This window comes from Roseibium alexandrii DFL-11, from assembly GCF_000158095.2.
Classification (GTDB): domain Bacteria; phylum Pseudomonadota; class Alphaproteobacteria; order Rhizobiales; family Stappiaceae; genus Roseibium; species Roseibium alexandrii.
The window spans coordinates 3,466,897-3,487,024 of the sequence record NZ_CM011002.1; the positions used below are offsets into that span (position 1 = coordinate 3,466,897).

17 protein-coding genes are annotated in these 20,128 nt (G+C 56.7%); all 17 read right to left on the reverse strand.

The window, feature by feature from the left end; genetic code table 11:
• Positions 1-6: 6 nt before the first annotated feature.
• The gene (locus SADFL11_RS15980; protein ID WP_008192481.1) at positions 7-627 is read right to left on the reverse strand and encodes a 2,3-bisphosphoglycerate-dependent phosphoglycerate mutase; all 621 of its coding nucleotides are present in this window, start codon (positions 625-627) and stop codon (positions 7-9) included.
• Positions 628-660: 33 nt separating this feature from the next.
• Positions 661-1,473, reverse strand: coding sequence for a 4-hydroxy-tetrahydrodipicolinate reductase (dapB, locus tag SADFL11_RS15985; protein ID WP_040451316.1), 813 nt, complete (start codon positions 1,471-1,473; stop codon positions 661-663).
• Between the two features lie 199 nt (positions 1,474-1,672).
• A complete protein-coding gene (gene pnp / locus SADFL11_RS15990) occupies positions 1,673-3,805 on the reverse strand; it encodes a polyribonucleotide nucleotidyltransferase (RefSeq protein WP_040452728.1) in 2,133 nt (710 codons plus the stop codon).
• A gap of 315 nt (positions 3,806-4,120) precedes the next feature.
• On the reverse strand, positions 4,121-4,390 hold the full coding sequence (gene rpsO / locus SADFL11_RS15995) for a 30S ribosomal protein S15 (RefSeq protein WP_040451314.1): 270 nt from the start codon (positions 4,388-4,390) through the stop codon (positions 4,121-4,123).
• A 258-nt stretch (positions 4,391-4,648) separates the two neighbouring features.
• Positions 4,649-6,043, reverse strand: coding sequence for a flavin monoamine oxidase family protein (locus SADFL11_RS16000; RefSeq protein ID WP_008190815.1), 1,395 nt, complete (start codon positions 6,041-6,043; stop codon positions 4,649-4,651).
• A gap of 89 nt (positions 6,044-6,132) precedes the next feature.
• Positions 6,133-7,077, reverse strand: coding sequence for a tRNA pseudouridine(55) synthase TruB (truB, locus tag SADFL11_RS16005; RefSeq protein WP_008194898.1), 945 nt, complete (start codon positions 7,075-7,077; stop codon positions 6,133-6,135).
• Between the two features lie 230 nt (positions 7,078-7,307).
• Positions 7,308-7,721 carry a 30S ribosome-binding factor RbfA gene (gene rbfA, locus SADFL11_RS16010; protein ID WP_008189806.1) on the reverse strand — a complete coding sequence of 138 codons (414 nt, stop codon included), beginning with the start codon at positions 7,719-7,721 and terminating at the stop codon, positions 7,308-7,310.
• Positions 7,722-7,819: 98 nt separating this feature from the next.
• Positions 7,820-10,558 carry a translation initiation factor IF-2 gene (gene infB / locus SADFL11_RS16015; RefSeq protein ID WP_008189585.1) on the reverse strand — a complete coding sequence of 913 codons (2,739 nt, stop codon included), beginning with the start codon at positions 10,556-10,558 and terminating at the stop codon, positions 7,820-7,822.
• Positions 10,559-10,587: 29 nt separating this feature from the next.
• A complete protein-coding gene (locus SADFL11_RS16020) occupies positions 10,588-11,223 on the reverse strand; it encodes an RNA-binding protein (RefSeq protein WP_008192180.1) in 636 nt (211 codons plus the stop codon).
• Between the two features lie 147 nt (positions 11,224-11,370).
• On the reverse strand, positions 11,371-13,023 hold the full coding sequence (gene nusA / locus SADFL11_RS16025; RefSeq protein WP_008193250.1) for a transcription termination factor NusA: 1,653 nt from the start codon (positions 13,021-13,023) through the stop codon (positions 11,371-11,373).
• Between the two features lie 65 nt (positions 13,024-13,088).
• On the reverse strand, positions 13,089-13,685 hold the full coding sequence (gene rimP, locus SADFL11_RS16030; RefSeq protein WP_008193613.1) for a ribosome maturation factor RimP: 597 nt from the start codon (positions 13,683-13,685) through the stop codon (positions 13,089-13,091).
• A 297-nt stretch (positions 13,686-13,982) separates the two neighbouring features.
• Positions 13,983-14,669 (reverse strand): tRNA (guanine(46)-N(7))-methyltransferase TrmB, encoded by a 687-nt coding sequence (gene trmB, locus SADFL11_RS16035; protein ID WP_008194978.1) that lies wholly within the window; start codon positions 14,667-14,669, stop codon positions 13,983-13,985.
• A 73-nt stretch (positions 14,670-14,742) separates the two neighbouring features.
• Positions 14,743-15,915 (reverse strand): methionine adenosyltransferase, encoded by a 1,173-nt coding sequence (gene metK / locus SADFL11_RS16040; protein ID WP_040451311.1) that lies wholly within the window; start codon positions 15,913-15,915, stop codon positions 14,743-14,745.
• A 111-nt stretch (positions 15,916-16,026) separates the two neighbouring features.
• Positions 16,027-16,431: a helix-turn-helix domain-containing protein gene (locus tag SADFL11_RS16045; protein WP_040452727.1), complete on the reverse strand. Its 405-nt coding sequence runs from the start codon at positions 16,429-16,431 to the stop codon at positions 16,027-16,029.
• A 192-nt stretch (positions 16,432-16,623) separates the two neighbouring features.
• The gene (lnt, locus tag SADFL11_RS16050) at positions 16,624-18,240 is read right to left on the reverse strand and encodes an apolipoprotein N-acyltransferase (RefSeq protein WP_040452726.1); all 1,617 of its coding nucleotides are present in this window, start codon (positions 18,238-18,240) and stop codon (positions 16,624-16,626) included.
• Between the two features lie 131 nt (positions 18,241-18,371).
• Entirely contained in the window at positions 18,372-19,553 is a 1,182-nt protein-coding gene (locus tag SADFL11_RS16055; protein ID WP_081450542.1) for a hemolysin family protein, read from the reverse strand.
• A gap of 49 nt (positions 19,554-19,602) precedes the next feature.
• Positions 19,603-20,124, reverse strand: coding sequence for an rRNA maturation RNase YbeY (gene ybeY, locus SADFL11_RS16060; RefSeq protein ID WP_008194635.1), 522 nt, complete (start codon positions 20,122-20,124; stop codon positions 19,603-19,605).
• Positions 20,125-20,128: the final 4 nt, after the last annotated feature.

Here is a 20,128-nt window from a genome sequence, read left to right on the forward strand (position 1 = left end):
TAATCCTTAGGCGGCCAGGTCCTGGACGCTGATGACTTTTCCGTCTTCATCCAGGCGATAGATGATCGGCGTGCCGGTCCCGAGCTCCCGCTTCAGGATTTCTTCCGGGCTCAGCCCTTCCAGTTCCATGATGAGCGACCGCAGCGAATTGCCGTGAGCAGCAACGATCGTACGCTTGCCAGACAGGACGCGCGGCAATATCTCGGCTTTGTAGTACGGCAGAACACGTTCGGCGGTCATTTTGAGGCTTTCGCCTCCCGGGGGCGGAATGTCGTAGGACCGGCGCCAGATGTGAACCTGTTCCTCGCCGAACTTTTCCCGGGCCTCATCTTTGTTCATACCGGTCAAATCGCCATAGTCACGCTCGTTCAGAGCCTGATCCTTGAGAGTTTCGAGGCCGATTTGGTCAAGCTCTTCGAGGATGATCCCAAGCGTTTTCTGGGCACGGGACAACACCGACGTAAAGGCCAGATCGAAATTCAGTTTCAGATCCCGCAGCTGCTCGCCCGCCTTATGCGCTTCGGCAACACCCTGGTCGGTCAAACCCGGGTCTTTCCAGCCTGTAAACAGGTTTTTCAGGTTCCATTCGCTCTGTCCGTGGCGGACAAGCACTAGCAGGCGTTCCATGCAGATCTCCTTGGGTGGATCATCTTGAATTGATCAGGTGTCCAGGCCAAGAACGTCGGCCATGGAATAAAATCCGGGTTTCTGGTCGAAGCCCCACAGAGCTGCCTTGACCGCTCCGCGTGCAAACAGCTGGCGGTCTTCAGCCCGGTGGGTTAGCTCAATCCGCTCGCCTTCACCGGCGAAAATTACGGAGTGCTCTCCTATGACGGATCCGCCCCGAAGGGTCGCAAAACCGATATCGCCGGTCTTTCGCGGGTCCATAATACCGTCGCGGCTTCGAACTGAATGGGTCTGGAGATCGATTCCGCGGCCTTCTGCGGCAGCTTCGCCGAGAAGCAAAGCCGTGCCAGACGGCGCATCTACCTTGTGTTTGTGATGCATCTCCAGAACTTCGATATCAAAGTCTGCGTCCAACGCCGCTGCCGCCTTGCGCACAAGGCTCGCCAGCAAATTGACGCCAAGGCTCATGTTGCCGGATTTGATAATCCGTGCGTGCCTTGCAGCGGCGCGAAGAGGTGTTTCCTCCTCCGGCGTCCAACCAGTCGTTCCGATAACATGAACGATCCGCGCCTGGGCGGCCAGCTCAGCAAACCAAATACTTGCTTTTGGGGCTGTAAAATCCAAGACACCGTCGGCTTTTGCAAATGCAGACAAAGGATCATCAGTCACAGGGACATTCAAAGCGCCAACGCCGGCAAGCTCACCCGCATCCTGACCTAGGAACGGCGATCCCTCTTGCTCAATTGCAGCGGCCACGTCTGCTCCCGCAGCATCCGTGACGGCCCGGGTCAAGGCCCGCCCCATCCGGCCACCTGCACCAACCACGACCAAGCGCATTGAACCCATACCTTGTTCCCTTCAAAGTTGGCAGCGGTATAGCAGGTTCGTAACTGCAGGCAAATGCTCCAGGCCGTAGCCAGTCGCAAAGCCGCCTTATTTTCGAAGCCCCGCACCATTTCATGGCTCGGTCAGCAACGGCGGAAACCAAACGAAAAAAGCGGCGGACTTTCGTCCGCCGCCCTGTTCCTTCAGAAACTCAAAAGCCTCAGGCTTCTTCTTTCTGCTCTTTCGGGATTTCCTGACCTGTTTCCTGGTCAACAACCTTCATGGACAGGCGGACCTTGCCGCGCTCGTCGAAGCCCATGAGCTTGACCCAGACCTTGTCGCCTTCCTTGACCACGTCCGTGACCTTGGCGACTTTCTTCGGAGCCAGCTGGGAAATGTGAACCAGGCCGTCTTTCGCGCCGAAGAAGTTAACGAAAGCACCAAAGTCAACGCACTTCACAACGGTGCCTTCATAGATCACACCAACTTCAGGCTCAGCGGCAATGGAGTTGATCCAGTTGACTGCTGCCTTGATGGCCTTACCATCGGAAGAGGCGATCTTGACTGTGCCGTCGTCTTCGATATTGACCTTCGCGCCGGTCTTTTCGACGATCTCGCGAATGACTTTACCACCGGAACCGATAACTTCACGGATCTTGTCGACCGGGATCTTCATCATTTCGATGCGCGGAGCATGCTCACCAAGCTCGGAGCGTGCTTCGGTGATGGCGTTGGCCATTTCGCCCAGGATGTGGATCCGGCCACCCTTGGCCTGCTCCAGAGCAACCTTCATGATCTCTTCGGTGATACCGTCGATCTTGATGTCCATCTGCAGCGCGGTGATGCCGTTTTCAGAACCGGCCACCTTGAAGTCCATGTCGCCGAGGTGATCTTCATCGCCCAGGATGTCGGACAGGACCGCGAAACGTTCGCCTTCCTTGATCAGACCCATGGCGATACCGGCAACCGGTGCCTTGAGCGGAACGCCGGCATCCATCAGCGACAGGGATGTGCCGCAAACGGTTGCCATGGAGGACGAGCCGTTGGATTCAGTGATCTCGGAGACAACCCGCAGGGTGTACGGGAACTCGTGGTGCGCCGGAAGCATCGGGTTGATCGCACGCCAGGCCAGTTTGCCGTGACCGATTTCGCGGCGCCCAGGAGAACCCATACGGCCGGTCTCACCGACAGAGTAAGGCGGGAAATTGTAGTGCAGCATGAAGTGGGACTTCACGGTGCCTTCCAGAAGATCGATGAACTGCTCGTCTTCACCGGTGCCGAGGGTCGCAACAACAAGACCCTGTGTCTCACCGCGGGTGAACAGGGATGAACCGTGCGCACGCGACAGAATGCCGACTTCCGAGGAAATCTGGCGAACGGTGGAGAGATCCCGGCCGTCGATGCGGGTGCCTGTGTCCAAAATGCCGCCGCGAACAATTTCCGCTTCCAACTTCTTGAACTGCTCGCCGAGGACGTTTGCCTCAACCGTTTCACCTTCAGCAGCATTGGTGATCAGGGCTTCGACAACCTTTGCCTTGGCCGCATCAACCGCGTTCTTGCGCTCGGTTTTTGCTGTGATCTTGTAGGCTGCAGCGAGATCGTCAGCCGCGATTGCCTTGACCTTGCCGAGCAGTTCGGAATGGTCAGCCGCTGTGAATTCGCGCGGTTCTTTCGCACCGGCTTCAGCCAGCTTGATGATCGCGTCGATGACGGTCTGGAAGCCCTTATGACCGAACATGACAGCGCCGAGCATCGTCTCTTCGTCAAGTTCCTTGGCTTCGGACTCAACCATCAGAACTGCATCGGAGGTCCCTGCGACAACCAGATCCAGAGCGGATTCCGGCATATCGTCGACCAGCGGGTTCAGAACATATTCGCCGTTGATGTAACCAACGCGCGCGCCGCCGATCGGGCCCATGAACGGAACGCCGGACAGGGTCAGGGCAGCCGAAGCTGCGACCATGGCTAGGATGTCCGGAGCATTTTCCATGTCGTGCGACAGCACGGTGATCACCACCTGGGTGTCGTTCTTGTATCCGTCGGCAAACAGCGGACGGATCGGGCGGTCGATCAAACGGGACGTCAGGGTCTCGTGCTCAGACGGACGGCCTTCACGCTTGAAGTATCCACCCGGGATCTTACCGGCGGCGAATGCCTTTTCCTGGTAGTTCACGGTGAGCGGGAAAAAATCCTGGCCCGCCCTAGGTGCCTTCGCGGAAACAACGGTCGCCAGAACCTTGGTTTCGCCGTAGGTCGCCATAACGGACCCATCAGCCTGACGGGCAACTTTACCCGTTTCGAGAATGAGCGGACGTCCGCCCCAGTCAACTTCTACACGATGAATATCAAACATCATCTGTCCTTAACATCTTCTGTCTGCCCCGCTGCCTTTCCTTTGCAGCCGTTCAGTGGGCAAACACGTTCCCGGTCGGCCCCGGATGGGCCGGTTACCGGCGGACAGGCCACGGGCAAGACAACGAGCTGCTTTCAAGTCGTTCTTAAAAAGAAGCTGGCAATCCTGCCCCATGACATGTCACGAGGTCTCTATAGAGCGTTTGCTACCAAAAGGGAAACACTCAAAGCCCTTAGGAACTCAAGAAAAAGTCCTTTGGCAGAAAGAAAAACGCGGCAGGCAAGCCCACCGCGTTGATCAAGTCCAAAACAAGCCTTAGCGGCGAATGCCAAGACGCTCGATGAGGGTCTTGTAACGCTCTTCGCTTTTGCCACGCGTGTAGTCCAGAAGGGACCGGCGGGAGGCAACCATCTTCAGAAGACCGCGGCGGGAATGGTTATCCTTGCCATGCTCTTTGAAGTGTTCGGTCAGGTTGTTGATACGCTCGGTCAGGATCGCAACCTGGACTTCCGGAGAACCGGTGTCGCCTTCTTTGGTGGCGAATTCTTTCATGAGCTCAGCTTTGCGCTCTGCAGTGATCGACATCGCTCTTGTCCTTTCGAAGAGAAAAGGCCCGTTGATCGGGCACGTTGAATTGCCGGAAGACCGGCCTGATCCTGAAATCGCCAGAGCCGAGATGTCGGTCAGCAAAGGTTCTTAAAGGACGAATTGAGCCTCAATGCCCAATGGCGGCGGAATATGACGGAAAACCTTGGGAAAATCCAGAAGAATCTCAAGTAATGTCCTGCATGTGACAGTGAACCAGGTTCGTTGAACGCACGGCTGGCGCGGCCGATCCGCTGGCTATTCAGCCAACTCATCCTCGATCAGGTTCGCCGCCACCAATCCGGTCAGGTACGCGCCATGGGTCGTGCCATGAAAATCAAAGGTCGCGTGTTCGCCGGCGAACAGGATGGTGTTGGCAACAGGCTTTGCAAAACGGTCAAAATCGGCCGGCGTGTTTCCGACGGCCGAATAGGAATACGCGCCGAACGTGTGCGGGTCCTCCGACCAGCGCGTCACCAGATGGCCAGTGGGCTCGGGAATGTCCTCACCGAACATCGCGCGGAGCGCACCCATGCAATCTGCGATCATATCTGGATCGCTCATTGCCTCGGCAACGAACGGATAATCGCCAACGCTCACCCCCAGCAGGATGTTTTCAGGGCTGAAAGTGCGGTAATTAAGAAAGTAGTTCCAGCGCCCTTTTGGCTCGCTCATGTAGCCGAGATACTGAATGTCTTCGGGCCAGAATGGCCGGTCGAACTTCAGCGCCAGTTTGGTGACACTTCCGAAGCCAATTTCGTTGATGCTTTTCTGATGCGCCTTGGGAAGGGGCGGATCGAACGAGATCGCTCCCTTCTTGAGAACTCCCAGGGGCACGGTGCAGATCACGAAATAGGATTCAAATGTTCCTGTTGACGTGTAGACGGCTGCCCCATCGCCTTCTTCGTATTCAATCGCTTCAACAACCGTATCAAAACGAACGTCCAGACCGTCCGCAAGGCTCTTTGGGATCTGGTCGTAACCCTTTGTCAGGATAACATCAGCCCCGTCATATTCATCGTCCTCGTCGAAATAGTAGGCGGACAGTTTTTCAATCGGACCGCCGGTCGAGAACTCTGTATAGGCACTCATCATCCAGCGAAGCACCGGATCTTGCAGGCTGTCTTGGGAAACCCGGCGAATGGCCTCCGACAGTGACTGATCATTGTCGAACGTGTCGTCAACGCGCTTGTAAAGCCGCATCAGATCCCGGTACTTGGAATTTATCTCAGATCTCGGAACAGCAGCGCCACCTTGGGCAAAAACCTGATAGCTTTCGTCCGATGTGACGTAAGTCGGCGCGTCGATCTCATCTGCCATTTTTGAAACCGGGTTTCCGTCTGGCTTGTGGATCCAGCCGGCACCGACCTCAAATGGCGCGCCCAAAGACCAATCTGTCCGGATCCGCCCGCCTACGGCAGACGTCGCCTCCAGGACAACAACGGCGTATCCAAGGTCCTGGAGTCGCCTTGCTGCAGCGAGGCCTGCAATCCCGGCCCCAATCACAATGACATCGAAGTCGTCGTTTTGGGCTTTCGCTAAGCTTGCATTCAAAAACGGGGCAGTTAGCGCCGCAGCTGCACCTGTTTTCAGCACCTGGCGCCGCGTTGCCCGCCCGCGAGTATCTGTAAAGATCTTCCGCCCGCGTTTCATAATGCCGCCCCACCCAGTCGTTGCCGTTCGTATCTAGGCATCATGGCACGGCTGGACCGAAACGTCAGGCAGAGATCGCGGGTTCGGCCCTAAAGATGAAACACCCGGCTTGGCTGAAAGCGGCCCTTTTCGATCGCACCGATAGCGACGGGAACACTTGCGTGGCTGGCAAAGGCGATATCACAGTTCAATGGGGCGTCCCGGCCACGCAGAAGCACAGCCATCCCCTTTTTGATCTTGGCTGCATCGTCATCCGAGACGGTGACTTCGACCAACTCATCCATCGCCTCGCGCACTGGCAAGACAAATTCTTCGACAAGGTCATCGACACCCGCCCCCTCGTCAAGCTCTTCTGCCATCTGAATGATTTCGTTGAGCTCGACCAGTTCCTCTTCGCCAAACGGACCAACAAGCAAACGGCGCAGTTCGGTCACGTGGCCGCGTGTGCCAAGACGCCGGCCAATGTCCCGGGCCAACGCCCGCACATAAGTGCCTTTACCGCACTCCGCCTCAAAAACAGCGCGGTTCTCATCCGGGCACTCAACAAGGTCGAGCCGGTGCATATCAATCGGACGGGCTTCCAATTCGACCTCTTCACCGTCACGGGCCAGATCATAGGCCCGCTCGCCTGCGACCTTGATCGCGGAAAATTTCGGCGGAACCTGCATGATTTCGCCGACGAATTCCGGCAGTACGGCTTTGATCGCGGCTGCATCTGGACGCACATCCGATGTTGCAACGACCTCGCCTTCGGTGTCGTCGGTATTGGTTTCCGCGCCCCAAGTCACCTCGAACCGGTAAACCTTGCGCCCGTCCATCACAAAGGGAACGGTCTTGGTTGCTTCCCCGAAGGCCACCGGCAGAAGGCCAGATGCCCGCGGATCCAGGGTGCCGGCATGACCGACCTTTTGCGGTGAAAAGATCCGCTTGATCTTGCCGAGGGCCTCGTTGGACGTGATGCCGTAAGGCTTGTCCAGCACAAGCCAACCATTGATCGTGTTCTTTTTTCTTTTGAATTGCTGTTTGCGGGCCATATGCGGTTTCGTCAAATGTTTCAGATTGTGGCTGGATAAAAGATCTACCTCATTGGCCCCGCTGTTGCGTCATGCCAGGACCCGATCCGGGTATCCATCCGTTACTTCATCGGTCCGGCAGAGCTTCGCTCATGCCCTGGTCATGGTCTGGCCAACCGGGAAAACCCGGAAAGACGGCCGGGACAACACTGTCTCTCACAAGAAAGCAGAAAGACTATCGCTTGCGGTAATCACTTTTCGTCTTCGGCGTCCGGATCCAGATCCCGTGCAACATCTGGAGAATGCAGAAGTGTGCCGATGCGGTCGTCATCGTCAAAGCGCGTATCTAGTACAAAACGCAGATCCGGCATGTATTTCATTGTCAGCCTGCGGGAGACTTGACCCCGGAGATATTTGGCGCTCCGGTTCAGGGCCTTTTCGACCTTTTCAGCATTCGCCCCCCCCAGCGGCATCACGAGACACGTCGCCAGTCGCAGATCCGGTGTCATGCGGACTTCCGGGATCGTGATGATGACGCCGTCAAGGTCCGGATCGGAAAACCGGCCGCGTGTGAAAATGTCGGACAGCTCCTTACGAACCGTTTCACCCACCTTCAGCTGGCGCTGCGATGGTCCCTGACTGTCCTGTCCAGATTGTTTCGCCATATCAATTCCTAACGAGCCGTCCAGGCTCCAAATGCAAGGGCGCCGGCGTGACCTTGAAGTCCCGCCGGCGCGCATCTCTTCCAATCAGTACCCGGCGATCAGAGCGTACGTTTGATGTGCTCGACGCGGAAACACTCGATAACATCGCCTGGGCGCATGTCCTGGTACTTGGTGAAGTTCATGCCGCATTCCTGACCGGATTCGACAGACTTGACCTCGTCCTTGAAGCGCTTGAGCGTGCCCAGCTCGCCTTCGTGGATGACCACGTCGTCGCGGATGAGGCGGACTTGCGCGCCGCGCTCCACAACGCCTTCGGTTACCAGACAGCCCGCAACCTTGCCGACCTTGGAGATGTGGAAGATCTCTTTGATCTCCGCATTGCCAAGGAACGTCTCGCGGCGCTCTGGCGACAGAAGGCCGGACATGGCTGCTTTAATGTCGTCGACGAGATCGTAAATCACGTTGTAGTAACGGATCTCGATGCCGTCGCGCTGAGCCGCTTCGCGGGCCTGCTTGTTCGCACGCACGTTGAAGCCGAGGATCGGCGCTTTGGATGCCGCCGCCAGCGTGATGTCGCTTTCCGTAATGCCGCCCACACCGGACAGCAGGATGCGAGCCCCAACTTCGTCGGTTCCAAGCTCGTTCAACGCATGTGCAATGGCCTCTGCGGACCCCTGCACGTCGGCTTTCAGAACCAGCGGGAACTCTTTGCGGCCAGTTTCCTGCAGACGGTTCATCATTTGCTCGAGCGAGCCACGTGTACCGGATGCCACGACAGATGCCTTTTCGCGGATCTGGCGCTGACGGTAGTCGGTGATCTCACGGGCGCGGGCTTCGTTTTCAACCACTGCAACCATGTCACCGGCAGCCGGCGTTCCCTGGAAGCCAAGGACCTCGACCGGTTTCGCCGGGCCAGCTTCGCTGACCTGCTTGCCATTTTCGTCAAGCATCGCGCGGACACGGCCCCACTCGGAACCAGCAACAAGAATGTCGCCCGGCTTGAGGGTACCTTTCTGCACCAACACGGTCGCAACCGGACCCCGGCCACGATCGAGCTGTGCTTCGATGACGATACCTTCTGCGGTCCGATCCGGGTTGGCCTGAAGTTCAAGAACTTCAGACTGCAAAAGGATCATTTCCAGAAGTTTATCAAGGTTCTGGCCAGATTTTGCCGAAACCTCAACATCAATGACGTCACCACCCATGGATTCCGTCACCAACTCTTCGCTGAGAAGCTCGGTCCGAACCCGGTTCGGATCGGCACCCGGCTTGTCCATCTTGTTGATGGCGATAATGATCGGCACATCCGCTGCCTTGGCGTGCGCGATCGCTTCCTTGGTTTGCGGCATGACACCATCGTCGGCGGCAACCACCAGGATCACGATGTCAGTCGACTTCGCTCCGCGGGCACGCATCTGGCTGAATGCCGCGTGGCCCGGGGTATCGATGAAGGTTATCTTGTTGCCGTCTTGCTCGACCTGATAGGCGCCGATGTGCTGGGTGATGCCACCGGCTTCACCGGTTGCCACTTTGGCCTTACGGACAGCATCCAGAAGCGATGTCTTCCCGTGGTCAACGTGGCCCATGATGGTCACGACCGGCGGACGTGCCTGCAAGGCACCCTTATCGTCGTCCGAAGAGAAGAGGCCTTCTTCAACATCCGCTTCAGAAACACGTTTTACCGTGTGGCCCATTTCTTCGGCGATCAGCTCTGCAGTATCAGCGTCGATCACATCATTGATCTTAAGCATTTGGCCTTGCTTCATCAGAAGCTTGATCACATCAACGGCCCGCTCTGACATACGGTTGGCCAGTTCCTGAATGGTGATCGCTTCCGGAAGCGTGACTTCCCGCATGACCTTTTCGCGAACAACCTGTTGCTGGCCGCGCTTTGCCTTTTCCTGACGGCGGCGCATGGACGCAAGAGACCGTGTGCGCTGGCCATCGTGACCACCAGTCGCGGCAGAGATCGTCAGTTTCGAACGGCGCCGATCGTCGCCACCCTTCGGACGGGCCGGGGCCGGAGCCGGAGCCTGTTTGGGACGCTTAACCGCACGCAGGTTTTTGTTGGCTGCGCCGCGATCATCAGCGCTTGCAGCCGGCCGCTCGTCCGGTTTCGGGCTGGCCGGAGTCTCTGTCTTGCGGCGGCCCATGTCGTTCAGGTTCCGCGGCTTGCTGTCGTCGCGGCCAGGCGCCTTGCGAACTTCGCGGCGTGGAGCTGGACGCTCTTGCGGCGCTGCCTTTGCGGCAGGCGCTTCAGCCGAAGCTTTTTCTGCTTTCGGAGCTGCAACAGACTTGGTTTGTTCAGCAGCTGCTTTAGCTTCTTCAGCTTCGCGTTTTTGACGCTCTTCGGCTTCCGCCTTGGCGCGAACTTCTTCTTCCTGCTTGCGCTGAACTTCAGCGGTGGCACGGCGCTTGGCCTCTTCCTCGCGGAGCTTGGCTTCTTCGACCTCGCGCTCCTTGGCCATCAGCAGTGCAGCCTGACGCGCTTTCGCTTCTTCAGGCGTCAGCGTGCGCAGCACATTACCATTGCCTTTTTGCCGCTGACCGCCACCTGGCTTGCGCCCTTGGCGGGCAGCCGGTACGTCCGGCTTGCGCGGCGGTACCTCAGAAGGTGTGTCGAGGCGTTGCGTCACCGGTGCCGGAGCTTCGGGTTTCGGCTCCTGACCCGGCAAAACGACACGCTTGCGCTTTTTCTCCACGACGACGGCTTTCGACCGGCCATGCGAGAAGGACTGGCGAACCGTTCCTGAATCGCCACCACCGCTCTTGAGGCCAAGCGTCTTGCCACGCTCAACGCTGATTGTTTTGTCGCCCGGATTTTTCGTATCGCTCATATTGCCTTCAGTCCTGCGCAACCGCCCTGCTATGCGTTGCTCTTTTCGTCGTCTGCGACGGAATAGCCGCGAAAACGCTCCAAGTCACGTACCCGTGACAGGAAATTTTCGCTGGCTTGCCCCGCAAGCAGTGCAGCATGTATCACATTTGACCGGCCCAATGCCAAATCCAATTGGTCCGATTCGAACAAACGGACGATTTGGCATCCATTTGCGTCTTCATTTCTACCCGCGGCCAATGCCGCCAGCTTCCGTACCCCGTCTTCTGCAGCATCCGAGGCATGGATAAGTCCTGCGACGGGATCCCGCCGCAAGGCTGCGTCAACTTTCGAATAACCGGTGATCAGCTCGCCGGCCTTGCGCGTCATGGAAAGCGCCTGAAGGGCACTCTTTTCCATGAGCGTATCGACTCGCTCGGCCAATCCAGGCTCGACGCTGACTTCGGTTTTGAAGCCCCGTCCAAACACTTTCTTCCGGTCTTTCTCGGCAACAGAGACGACATCGCTCGACGCTGTTACCCACACACCGCGCCCCGGCAGAACCCTTTTCAGATCCGGAACAACCTGACCCTCTGGATCAAGCACAAACCGGATCAGCGAACTGACGGGCTGAACCTTCCGGGTGACGGCGCACTGCCGTTCGGTTGGCTCATTCTTCCTTGGCACGCTGCCACTCCTCTAGATCAACTATGCGCCCGATGCTCAGACCGTGACGCAAACCGCGTTGACCACTTTCAGTCTTGTTTGAACGGCAGGCGCCATGGCTTTACCGCTCTTTCGAGGCGCATCGCCTCGCAAATACAGCTGACGGAGTTATCCGTTCAGGATCGCACCGGCCGGAGCTTCCTCAACAGTTTCCTCTTCAGCTTCGATCTCTTCCGATTCCGCTTCCTCGTCCGCCATTTGGGCAGCGAGTTCTTCTTCGGTAATCCAGCCGGCCGCCAGACGGGCTGCCATTACCATGTTTTCCGCATCGGCGCGGGAAACATCATATGCGGACAGCGCACCATCATACCGTTTGGTCTCGCCATCCTTGCGCTCGGTCCAACCAACGAGATCGTCCGCAGCGCATCCGGCAAGGTCTTCCATCGTCTTGACGTCATCTTTGCCGAGAGCCACCAGCATAGCGCTTGTCAGGCCATCAATCGAGCGCAACTCGTCTAAAACGCCGAGTTCGATCCGCTCTTCATCGAGCTTTGCTTCCAGCTCATTCAGAAAGTCGCGGGCGCGCGCCTGGATTTCAACTGCCGTGTCATCGTCAAAACCTTCGATCATGGAGATTTCTTCGATCTCCACATAGGCGACTTCTTCAACAGAAGTGAACCCTTCGGTTGCCAGCAACTGACCAACCATTTCATCCACATTGAGGGCATCCATGAACAGTTGAGACCGTTCCTGGAATTCCTTGCTGCGGCGCTCGGATTCTTCCTGCTCTGTCATGATGTCAATCGCCCAGCCGGTCAACTGGGATGCCAGCCGAACATTCTGACCTCGGCGTCCGATCGCTAATGACAGTTGGTCATCCGGAACGACGACTTCAATACGCTCGGCATCTTCATCGAGAACAACCTTGGCAACTTCGGCCGGCTGCAGTGCGTTGACGATGAACGTCGCCGCCTCGTCATTCCATGGAATAATGTCGATCTTCTCGCCCTGCAGCTCGCCGACAACGGCCTGCACACGGGAACCACGCATACCCACACACGCACCAACCGGATCGATGGAGCTGTCTTTCGAGATCACAGCGATCTTTGCGCGGGACCCCGGGTCACGAGCGACAGATTTGATCTCGATGACACCGTCATAGATTTCCGGGACTTCCTGGGCAAACAGCTTGGACATGAATTGCGGATGGGTCCGGGACAGAAAGATCTGCGGACCGCGTTGCTCGCGGCGTACATCATAAATGATTGCCCGGATGCGGTCGCCCGTGCGGAAAATTTCACGCGGGATCAGCTCATCGCGGCGAACAATTCCTTCGCCCCGGCCGAGATCGACAATGACGTTGCCGTATTCGGCCCGCTTGACAACCCCGTTGATTACTTCGCCAACACGGTCCTTGAATTCGTCATACTGACGATCACGCTCTGCTTCGCGAACCTTTTGAACGATAACCTGCTTTGCAGACTGAGCGGCAATGCGGCCGAAATCCAGCGGCGGCAGCGGCTCAGCGATGAAGTCACCCACACCGGCTTCCGGATTGCGCGCTGCGGCATCGTCCAGGGAAATCTCAGTGGATACATTCTCGACAGTTTCAACAACCTGAAGCAAACGCTGCAAACGGATATCGCCGGTTTTCGGATTGATCTCTGCGCGAACTTCCGTTTCCGTGCCATAGCGCGAGCGGGCTGCCTTCTGGATGGCATCTTCCATTGCATTGATGACGATCATCCGGTCGATCGACTTTTCCCGAGCAACTGCGTCCGCAATTTGCAGCAGTTCAAGCCGGTTTGCGCTGATTGCCATAATCCACTCCTCTTGCGCCAAGGGTCGGGTCGGGCGCGTTCATCCAAGTGCCAACGAGCTTAGGCTCAGTTCGGCGTGTTATCCTGTGTCAACTCATCGGCGCTCTCGCCGCGTGCGGCCAAGGCCGCTTTTTCAGCCTGAAGAGCTGCCGTAATCAAGTCATCGGTCAAGACCAGTTTGGCTTCGCCAATATCTTCCATCGGAAGCAGAACTGTATCCGCTTCACCTTCCGGAGCATCAGGCAAACGCATTTTTGCCGACACGCCTTCAACGCCGAGAAGCGTTCCGCGGAACCGCTTGCGGCCGTCTTGCATGACGTCCATCTCGACTTTCATTTCGTGACCAGCCCAGCGGTCAAAATCGCCAGCGCGCACCAGCGGCCGATCGATGCCGGGAGACGATACTTCAAGGTGATACGCCCGGTTGATCGGATCTTCTACATCCAAAGCAGGCGATACAGCCCGGCTGATTGTTTCGCAATCATCCACCGTCATGGTGCCGTCAGGGCGCTCGGCCATGATCTGCAGCGTGCATCCGTTTGCCGCGCTGATCCTGGTGCGCACGAGCCGGTAGCCGAGATCTTCAATAACCGGCTCAATAATTGCCGCAACACGGGCATCAAGCCCTTGTTCGGTGACAATTCTCGGTTCTTGGTCGCTCAATACCCGGCTCCATTCTGCCAGTTTAAGGCAGTTTTGCTTCAGTTGGGCATCAAGCTTTGAGATGAACTCAGGCGCTGCCCGGCAAGATCACATTCAGTTTCCGGCATGGGTTAAGCAAAAAAGAGCGGGTCCCCGGCGGGCCCACCCTCAAGAGCTCATATAAGCCGTTTGAGATGAAACACCGGCTGTATAACGCCAAACACCCCTCAAAGGCAAGAGGCTTGAGGTGAATGCTGGAAAAGAGTCTGTATTTGACCGGCAGCCACTGTTCCACCTGACACCGCGCCGGTACAGGCTTTACCGCCTTAAGAAGGTGAGATACCGGCCAATGCGCCCCTCTCGGATTGCCTTGGCCTCATACCGCGTGCCGGGCCAACCTTCCCAAGGGGTTTTCCAGTCAGATGCGGTTTCCGCGGCCCAGTCAAAGGCCGGATGATCGCGGCAATGGCGTAGTGTCCAATCGACATACGTGTCGATGTCGCTGGCAAACCGGAATTCGGATCCCGGCTTCAATGCGCGCGCGTACCGATCAAGGTTCTGCGCATTGATAAAACGCCGCTTCCAATGGCGCTTCTTTGGCCAGGGATCCGGATAAAGCTGGTATGCAAGATCGAGCGAAGCTTCCGGCACCCAATCCAGAACATTGACCGCATCGTCGTCATAAAGCCGGACGTTTTGGAGGTTTTCATCCGTCACTGCAGCAACGGCTTTTGCCATGCTTCCAACAAACGGCTCAATGCCGATGAACCCGGTTTCCGGATTGGTCCGGGCCCGGTGCAACAAATGCTCACCGCCGCCGAAGCCCACCTCCAAACAGACGGATGCAACCTCTGCCTTGAAGAGGTCCTTTAAATCTGCAGGCGGCTGTGCCGTAAGATCCAGAGAAAGCGCTGGAAGCACATCTGCCATAAGCGCTTCCCGGCGCGGGGTGAGCGGTTTGCCTTTCCGGCGTCCAAAAAAAGAACCTTCGTATCGATCATTCATTGCTTCAAACCAAATCGCCGGCCTCAACGGCCGGCGATCATTATTCTGATGAGTGGACCTTTATGGGTCCGGCTTATCCTGCAAGCGGACGCAGTTCGTCAACCAGGTCTGTTTTTTCCCAGCTAAACCCGCCATCGGCATCCGGCTGCCGGCCGAAGTGACCATAAGCTGCGGTGCGCTCATAAATCGGATTGTTCAGCTGCAAATGCTCGCGAATGCCGCGCGGGCTGAGGCCCATCACGTCACGCAGTGCAGTCTCAAGCTTGGCCTCGTCGCACCGGCCAGTGCCGTGGAAATCGACGTAGACCGACAGCGGATCGGACACGCCAATTGCATACGACAGCTGGATCGTGCACCGATCGGCCAAATCGGCCGCGACAACGTTTTTCGCCAGATAGCGGGCGGCGTAGGCTGCAGAGCGGTCAACCTTTGTCGGATCCTTACCGGAGAACGCGCCACCGCCGTGCGGAGCTGCGCCGCCATATGTATCGACGATAATCTTACGGCCTGTCAGACCTGCATCGCCATCCGGACCGCCGATAACAAACGCGCCCGTCGGATTGACATGCCAAACCGTTTCATCCGTAACCCAGCCATCTGGCAAGGACGACAGGATGTATGGCTCGACGATTGCTTTGACATCAGGCGAGGTGAGCGCTGGGTCCAAATGTTGCGTCGACAAGACGATGGACGTGACACCAACCGGCTTGCCGTTTTCGTAGCGAACTGTTACCTGGCTTTTCGCGTCCGGACCAAGCACCGGCTCCTTGCCGGTTTTACGGGCCTCTGCCAGCGTTTTCAGGATCTTGTGTGAAAAGAGAATTGGCGCCGGCATCAACTCTTCGGTCTCGCGGCATGCATAACCAAACATGATGCCCTGATCGCCCGCACCCTCATCCTTGTTGCCGCCAGCGTCGACGCCTTGAGCAATGTGTGCAGACTGGGCATGCAAGTGTACGGCGATATCGCAGTCTTCCCAATGGAAGCCGTCCTGCTCGTAGCCGATGTCTTTGACGGCCATGCGCGCCAGATGGGCGATGTATTCGTTGGTGATGGTCGCAGGCCCACGAGTCTCGCCGGCAATCACGATCCGGTTGGTGGTCGCCAGCGTCTCTGCGGCAACGCGGGCTTCAGGCATTTCTCTTAGGTAGGCATCTACAACCGCGTCAGAAATACGGTCGCAAACCTTGTCTGGGTGACCTTCGGAGACGGACTCAGACGTGAACAGGTAATTTTGACGTGCCATTGGCGATCGTCCTTCTGGGAATGAATACAAAGAAGCGGCGATTACGACCGCCGCTTCAGGTGCCATCAATCTAAGAAGTTTGGGGCCACGTCAAGAAGATGGTTGTTTTTATTATTCGTCGCCGGCGAGGGATCTGACCAGATCAACAATGCGGCGGCGGACCTTCGGGTCTTCTATGCGCACAAATGCCTTGTTGAGGGACAGGCCTTCCGACGAGGAGAGAAAATCCACGACATAAGACGTGGGTTGGGTTTCGCCAAAGCCTTCAGCCTCTTCCGGCGTTCCTGGAGCATCTTCAAAAAAGAAGGAAACCGGGACTTTCAGAACCGTTGCGATATGCTGTAACCGGCTTGCACCAATGCGATTGGTGCCTTTTTCGTACTTCTGGATTTGCTGGAAAGTGATACCTAGCGCTTCGCCAAGTTTTTCTTGGCTCATGCCGAGCATCATGCGACGCAAGCGCACGCGGCTTCCAACATGGATATCGATTGGATTAGGTGATTTCTTACTGGGCATTGGCGTCATTCTTTCTAAGTCGTCTGGCTTTTTGCAGCCAATATTTTTATTTGGCGCAAGCTCCAATCAGGTTCCCACAAACCTAAAAAGAAGAAAGTTTGCCCGCAACTTCCCGCTTACGCCTACGTTAGCTTTCAATCAGCTATGTCACGGTTGTATCACAATTCTTTCACTCAACTCAAACAAAAAATATCAATTTAGACGGGAATTACGGTTGTATCGACGAATACTGATTAAAATTACAATAACTATCGATATTATTAGTATCGGGATATCCAGAAATGTACGGTAAATCGTTTCTGGTTCACGTGCCGGTAGCCGAGCATCAATCACACCGCGTTCAAATACCGGAAGTTTAATCACCACACGCCCCAGCCCATCTATCACACCGGATATTCCGGTATTGGCGGCGCGAATTGTGGGCAGGCCAGTTTCGATAGACCGTAACCGAACTTGCGCAAAGTGCTGGTAGGGACCGGGCGTCCGGCCAAACCATGCATCGTTGGTCAGATTGAGAAGAAACGCAGGTCTCGGTGCCACACTAGCAGTCTCAGCAGGGAATATTGCCTCGTAGCATATCAGTGGCAGAAACAGGTACTTGTCCATTGCTGACAAGGGGCGCCGCACGTCTCCAGCCTCAAAACCTGCACCGGGGCCCGCCAGATTGCTGATACCCAGTTTATCCAGCAATGGACGGAACGGGACATATTCACCGAACGGGACCAGGCGCACCTTGTCGTAAAGCCCGCGCACGGTCCCATCATTTCCGATTAGATAGATGCTGTTGAAATAGACTTGGCCGGCTTCCCCCGGCTCTGCCCGGACCGCGCCGACCGCCAGCTCTTTATTCTGCCCAAGCGCTGCCGCGATCCGATGCAAGGCACCAGGCTCCCTTGTGAGCAAAAACGGAACCGCAGACTCAGGCCAGACCACCAGTTGCGGTGTTCCAACCCGCCCATCCCCGCCAAGCGGCGCTTCTGTCAAATCTAGGTAGGTTTGAAAAATCTCGTCGCGCAGCTCCGGACGCCACTTGTCCTGTTGATTGATTGAAGGCTGAACGATCCGGATATCCAGATCTTCGTATTCAACCCCGTCAGGCGCCAACCGATATGCGCCATAGGTCGCCATAAGAACCAGAACAGCTGCTGCCAAACCAACAGGCAAGATACGCACTTGGAGTGGCCTACTGTCCGCGAGCGCAGCCGGCGCTGAAAAGATGCCCCACGCCAGAAAAGTCAGACCGTATACGCCCGTAACGCTGGCTGTTTGGGCAAGCGTCAGACTTTCTGAAAAGGCATAGCCGTAAGAGTTCCAGGGAAAACCGGTCAGGACCGTTCCCTTGAGCCAGTCGGCAAGCGTCATTGCCGCCGCCAGCAGCAGCACCCGGGTCCGGGAATCCCCCCAAAACGCCGCGGCAAGAGCTCCGGCGAGGCCCGTAAACAGAGCCAAGCCAAGCGGCATGGCCACGACGACAAACGGCATCAGCCAGGCAAACTGTTCGGCATCGACCAGAAAGGCCGAGCCAATCCACCAAAGCCCGGAAAGATAGTATCCGAAGCCAAACAACCACCCCAGCGCAAACCCGGTGCGCAGCCGCTTGAACACGCCGCTCCGGTTTGTTTCCAAAGCCCCATCCACGAGCCAAACGAAACCGGGAAAGGTCAGAAAAAGGATTGGGAAGAGACCATATGGCGGTAGGGCTAAGGCTGAAGCCGCGCCGCACAAAGAGCACAGCAGCCGACGTCGCCATCCCCAGGCGAGCAGAAACGTGTTTGGAATGGCGGAAAGCTTCTGAAAAAGCGGGCTCATATGGATCCGATTCGCTGCAAAAACGTTGGCAGATTTGTCCGCTTGCAGCGAGCCGGTCAACCCTTTCCACGGCCCAAAGCTCTACGGGCAAACGCAGCGCTTAGCCCATCAGGGTCCCGATTGACCAATTGCTAGGATGCAATTGGTCGCTGTTCTTTGTTTTCTGGCGCATCTTGATCGGTCTCGGACGGATCAGTTTCAGGACGTTTCAAACGGCGCCTGACTTCCGGCGACCGGACTTCGGCGCGCCGACGGCGTATCTTCAAGCGTTTGATCCGCCTCGGATCCGCATCCATGACTTCAAACTCATAGCCCGGTACATCATCCACGAGCACAAGCTCGCCGCGTACCGGCACGCGACCAACGGTGACATAGAGCAATCCGCCGAGCGTATCGACATCTTCGGATATCTCACCGTCGCTCAACAGTGTTCCAAGGGCCTCATCGAGATCTTCAAGCGGCAGCCTTGGATCCGCGATCCAAATTCCGTCACCGGCATCTGCAAGCATTGCTTCTTCGTCTTCGTCGTGCTCATCCTCGATGTCGCCGACAACTTCCTCGACGAGGTCTTCAAGCGAGACCAGACCGTCAGTGCCACCATATTCGTCGATCACAAGCGCCATCTGGATCCGGCCAGCCTGCATTTTCGCCATCAGATCCGTTGCCGGCATGGACGGCGGAACAAAAAGCAGGTTCCGAATGAGGTTTACATCCCGGAGCGATATCGACAAATCCACCGACGACAGATCCAAGTCTGAAGAGTTATGGCCAGGTGCTGGCGCCACGATGGTTAGGCGTTCGGTGTCCTCGGACGGAGGTAGCGAATCTGATCCATTTACACTCGAACCGGCCCCTTGTTCCGCTATAAAAGCCATCAGGTCCTTGATGTGAACCATGCCGCGCGGATCATCGAGCGTATCCTCATAGACCGGCATGCGGGAGTGGCCGCTGTTCCGAAACAGCTCCATGACCCGACTGAGGCTCGTACCGATGTCGACGGCTTCAATGTCAGCCCTTGGGATCATGACATCGTCAACACGCTTTTCACGCAAACGGAGGATGTTCCCGAGGAGCATGCGTTCCTCAGGCGAAAACGCTGTATCTCCCGCCCCTTCGCGGGCAAGTTCATCTTCCAGGTTTTCACGCAAGTTGGATGTATCGCGCCCTAGGCGAAGAAGCCGTTTGAGCGAGGAGAAGAATGCCGCAGGTTTCTGCGGCCTGGTCTGTTGCGGGTCTTCCCCGTCCTGCGCCGTTCCGTGCTGGGCGGAATCCGCCTCGCTACCGGAACTGTTTGGTTCAACTGCGTTCATCATCTATCGTTTCAGGACCCTGAAGCAAAGGGTCATAACCCCTACTGTCCCTTTAATCGCCATCGGCCTCAAGTGGTCGGCCAGCATAAGGATCATCAATACCCAAACCGGCCAATATGGCCGTTTCCAAGCTTTCCATCAGTTCAGCTTCGTCTTTCTCTTGATGATCATAATCAAAAAGATGAAGCAATCCATGAACAGTGAGATGGGTAAGGTGATTGTTAAATTCAATTCCCAGTTCTTCTGCTTCTTTGGCGACTGTCTCATAGGCAAAAACTATGTCGCCGAGCAGAGGGCCGTACACATCGTCCTGAGGGTCGTTGCCCGGAAAGGAAAGCACGTTGGTCGGCTTGTCCTTGTCCCGCCACTGATGATTCAGTTTTTGGATCCCCTCATCATTTGTGAAGAGCAGTGACACCTCGGCTTTTTCCAGAACTTCCAGATCCGCGCCTTTTAAAGCAGCAGCGATCGCGGTTTGCGCCAGTTTGATCAACGCGGTCTCATCCGGCCAGTCACCGGCCTCAACCGCGATATCAATCAAAACCCCTTCAGGCGCATGTTCAACTTCGGTCACACAA

Coding starts and splice junctions, on each gene's coding strand:
- SADFL11_RS15980 (WP_008192481.1), bottom strand. CDS start 627: ATGGAACGCCTGCTAGTGCTTGTCCGCCACGGACAGAGCGAATGGAAC.
- dapB (WP_040451316.1), bottom strand. CDS start 1,473: ATGGGTTCAATGCGCTTGGTCGTGGTTGGTGCAGGTGGCCGGATGGGG.
- pnp (WP_040452728.1), bottom strand. CDS start 3,805: ATGTTTGATATTCATCGTGTAGAAGTTGACTGGGGCGGACGTCCGCTC.
- rpsO (WP_040451314.1), bottom strand. CDS start 4,390: ATGTCGATCACTGCAGAGCGCAAAGCTGAGCTCATGAAAGAATTCGCC.
- SADFL11_RS16000 (WP_008190815.1), bottom strand. CDS start 6,043: ATGAAACGCGGGCGGAAGATCTTTACAGATACTCGCGGGCGGGCAACG.
- truB (WP_008194898.1), bottom strand. CDS start 7,077: ATGGCCCGCAAACAGCAATTCAAAAGAAAAAAGAACACGATCAATGGT.
- rbfA (WP_008189806.1), bottom strand. CDS start 7,721: ATGGCGAAACAATCTGGACAGGACAGTCAGGGACCATCGCAGCGCCAG.
- infB (WP_008189585.1), bottom strand. CDS start 10,558: ATGAGCGATACGAAAAATCCGGGCGACAAAACAATCAGCGTTGAGCGT.
- nusA (WP_008193250.1), bottom strand. CDS start 13,023: ATGGCAATCAGCGCAAACCGGCTTGAACTGCTGCAAATTGCGGACGCA.
- trmB (WP_008194978.1), bottom strand. CDS start 14,669: ATGAATGATCGATACGAAGGTTCTTTTTTTGGACGCCGGAAAGGCAAA.
- metK (WP_040451311.1), bottom strand. CDS start 15,915: ATGGCACGTCAAAATTACCTGTTCACGTCTGAGTCCGTCTCCGAAGGT.
- SADFL11_RS16045 (WP_040452727.1), bottom strand. CDS start 16,431: ATGCCCAGTAAGAAATCACCTAATCCAATCGATATCCATGTTGGAAGC.
- lnt (WP_040452726.1), bottom strand. CDS start 18,240: ATGAGCCCGCTTTTTCAGAAGCTTTCCGCCATTCCAAACACGTTTCTG.
- SADFL11_RS16055 (WP_081450542.1), bottom strand. CDS start 19,553: ATGATGAACGCAGTTGAACCAAACAGTTCCGGTAGCGAGGCGGATTCC.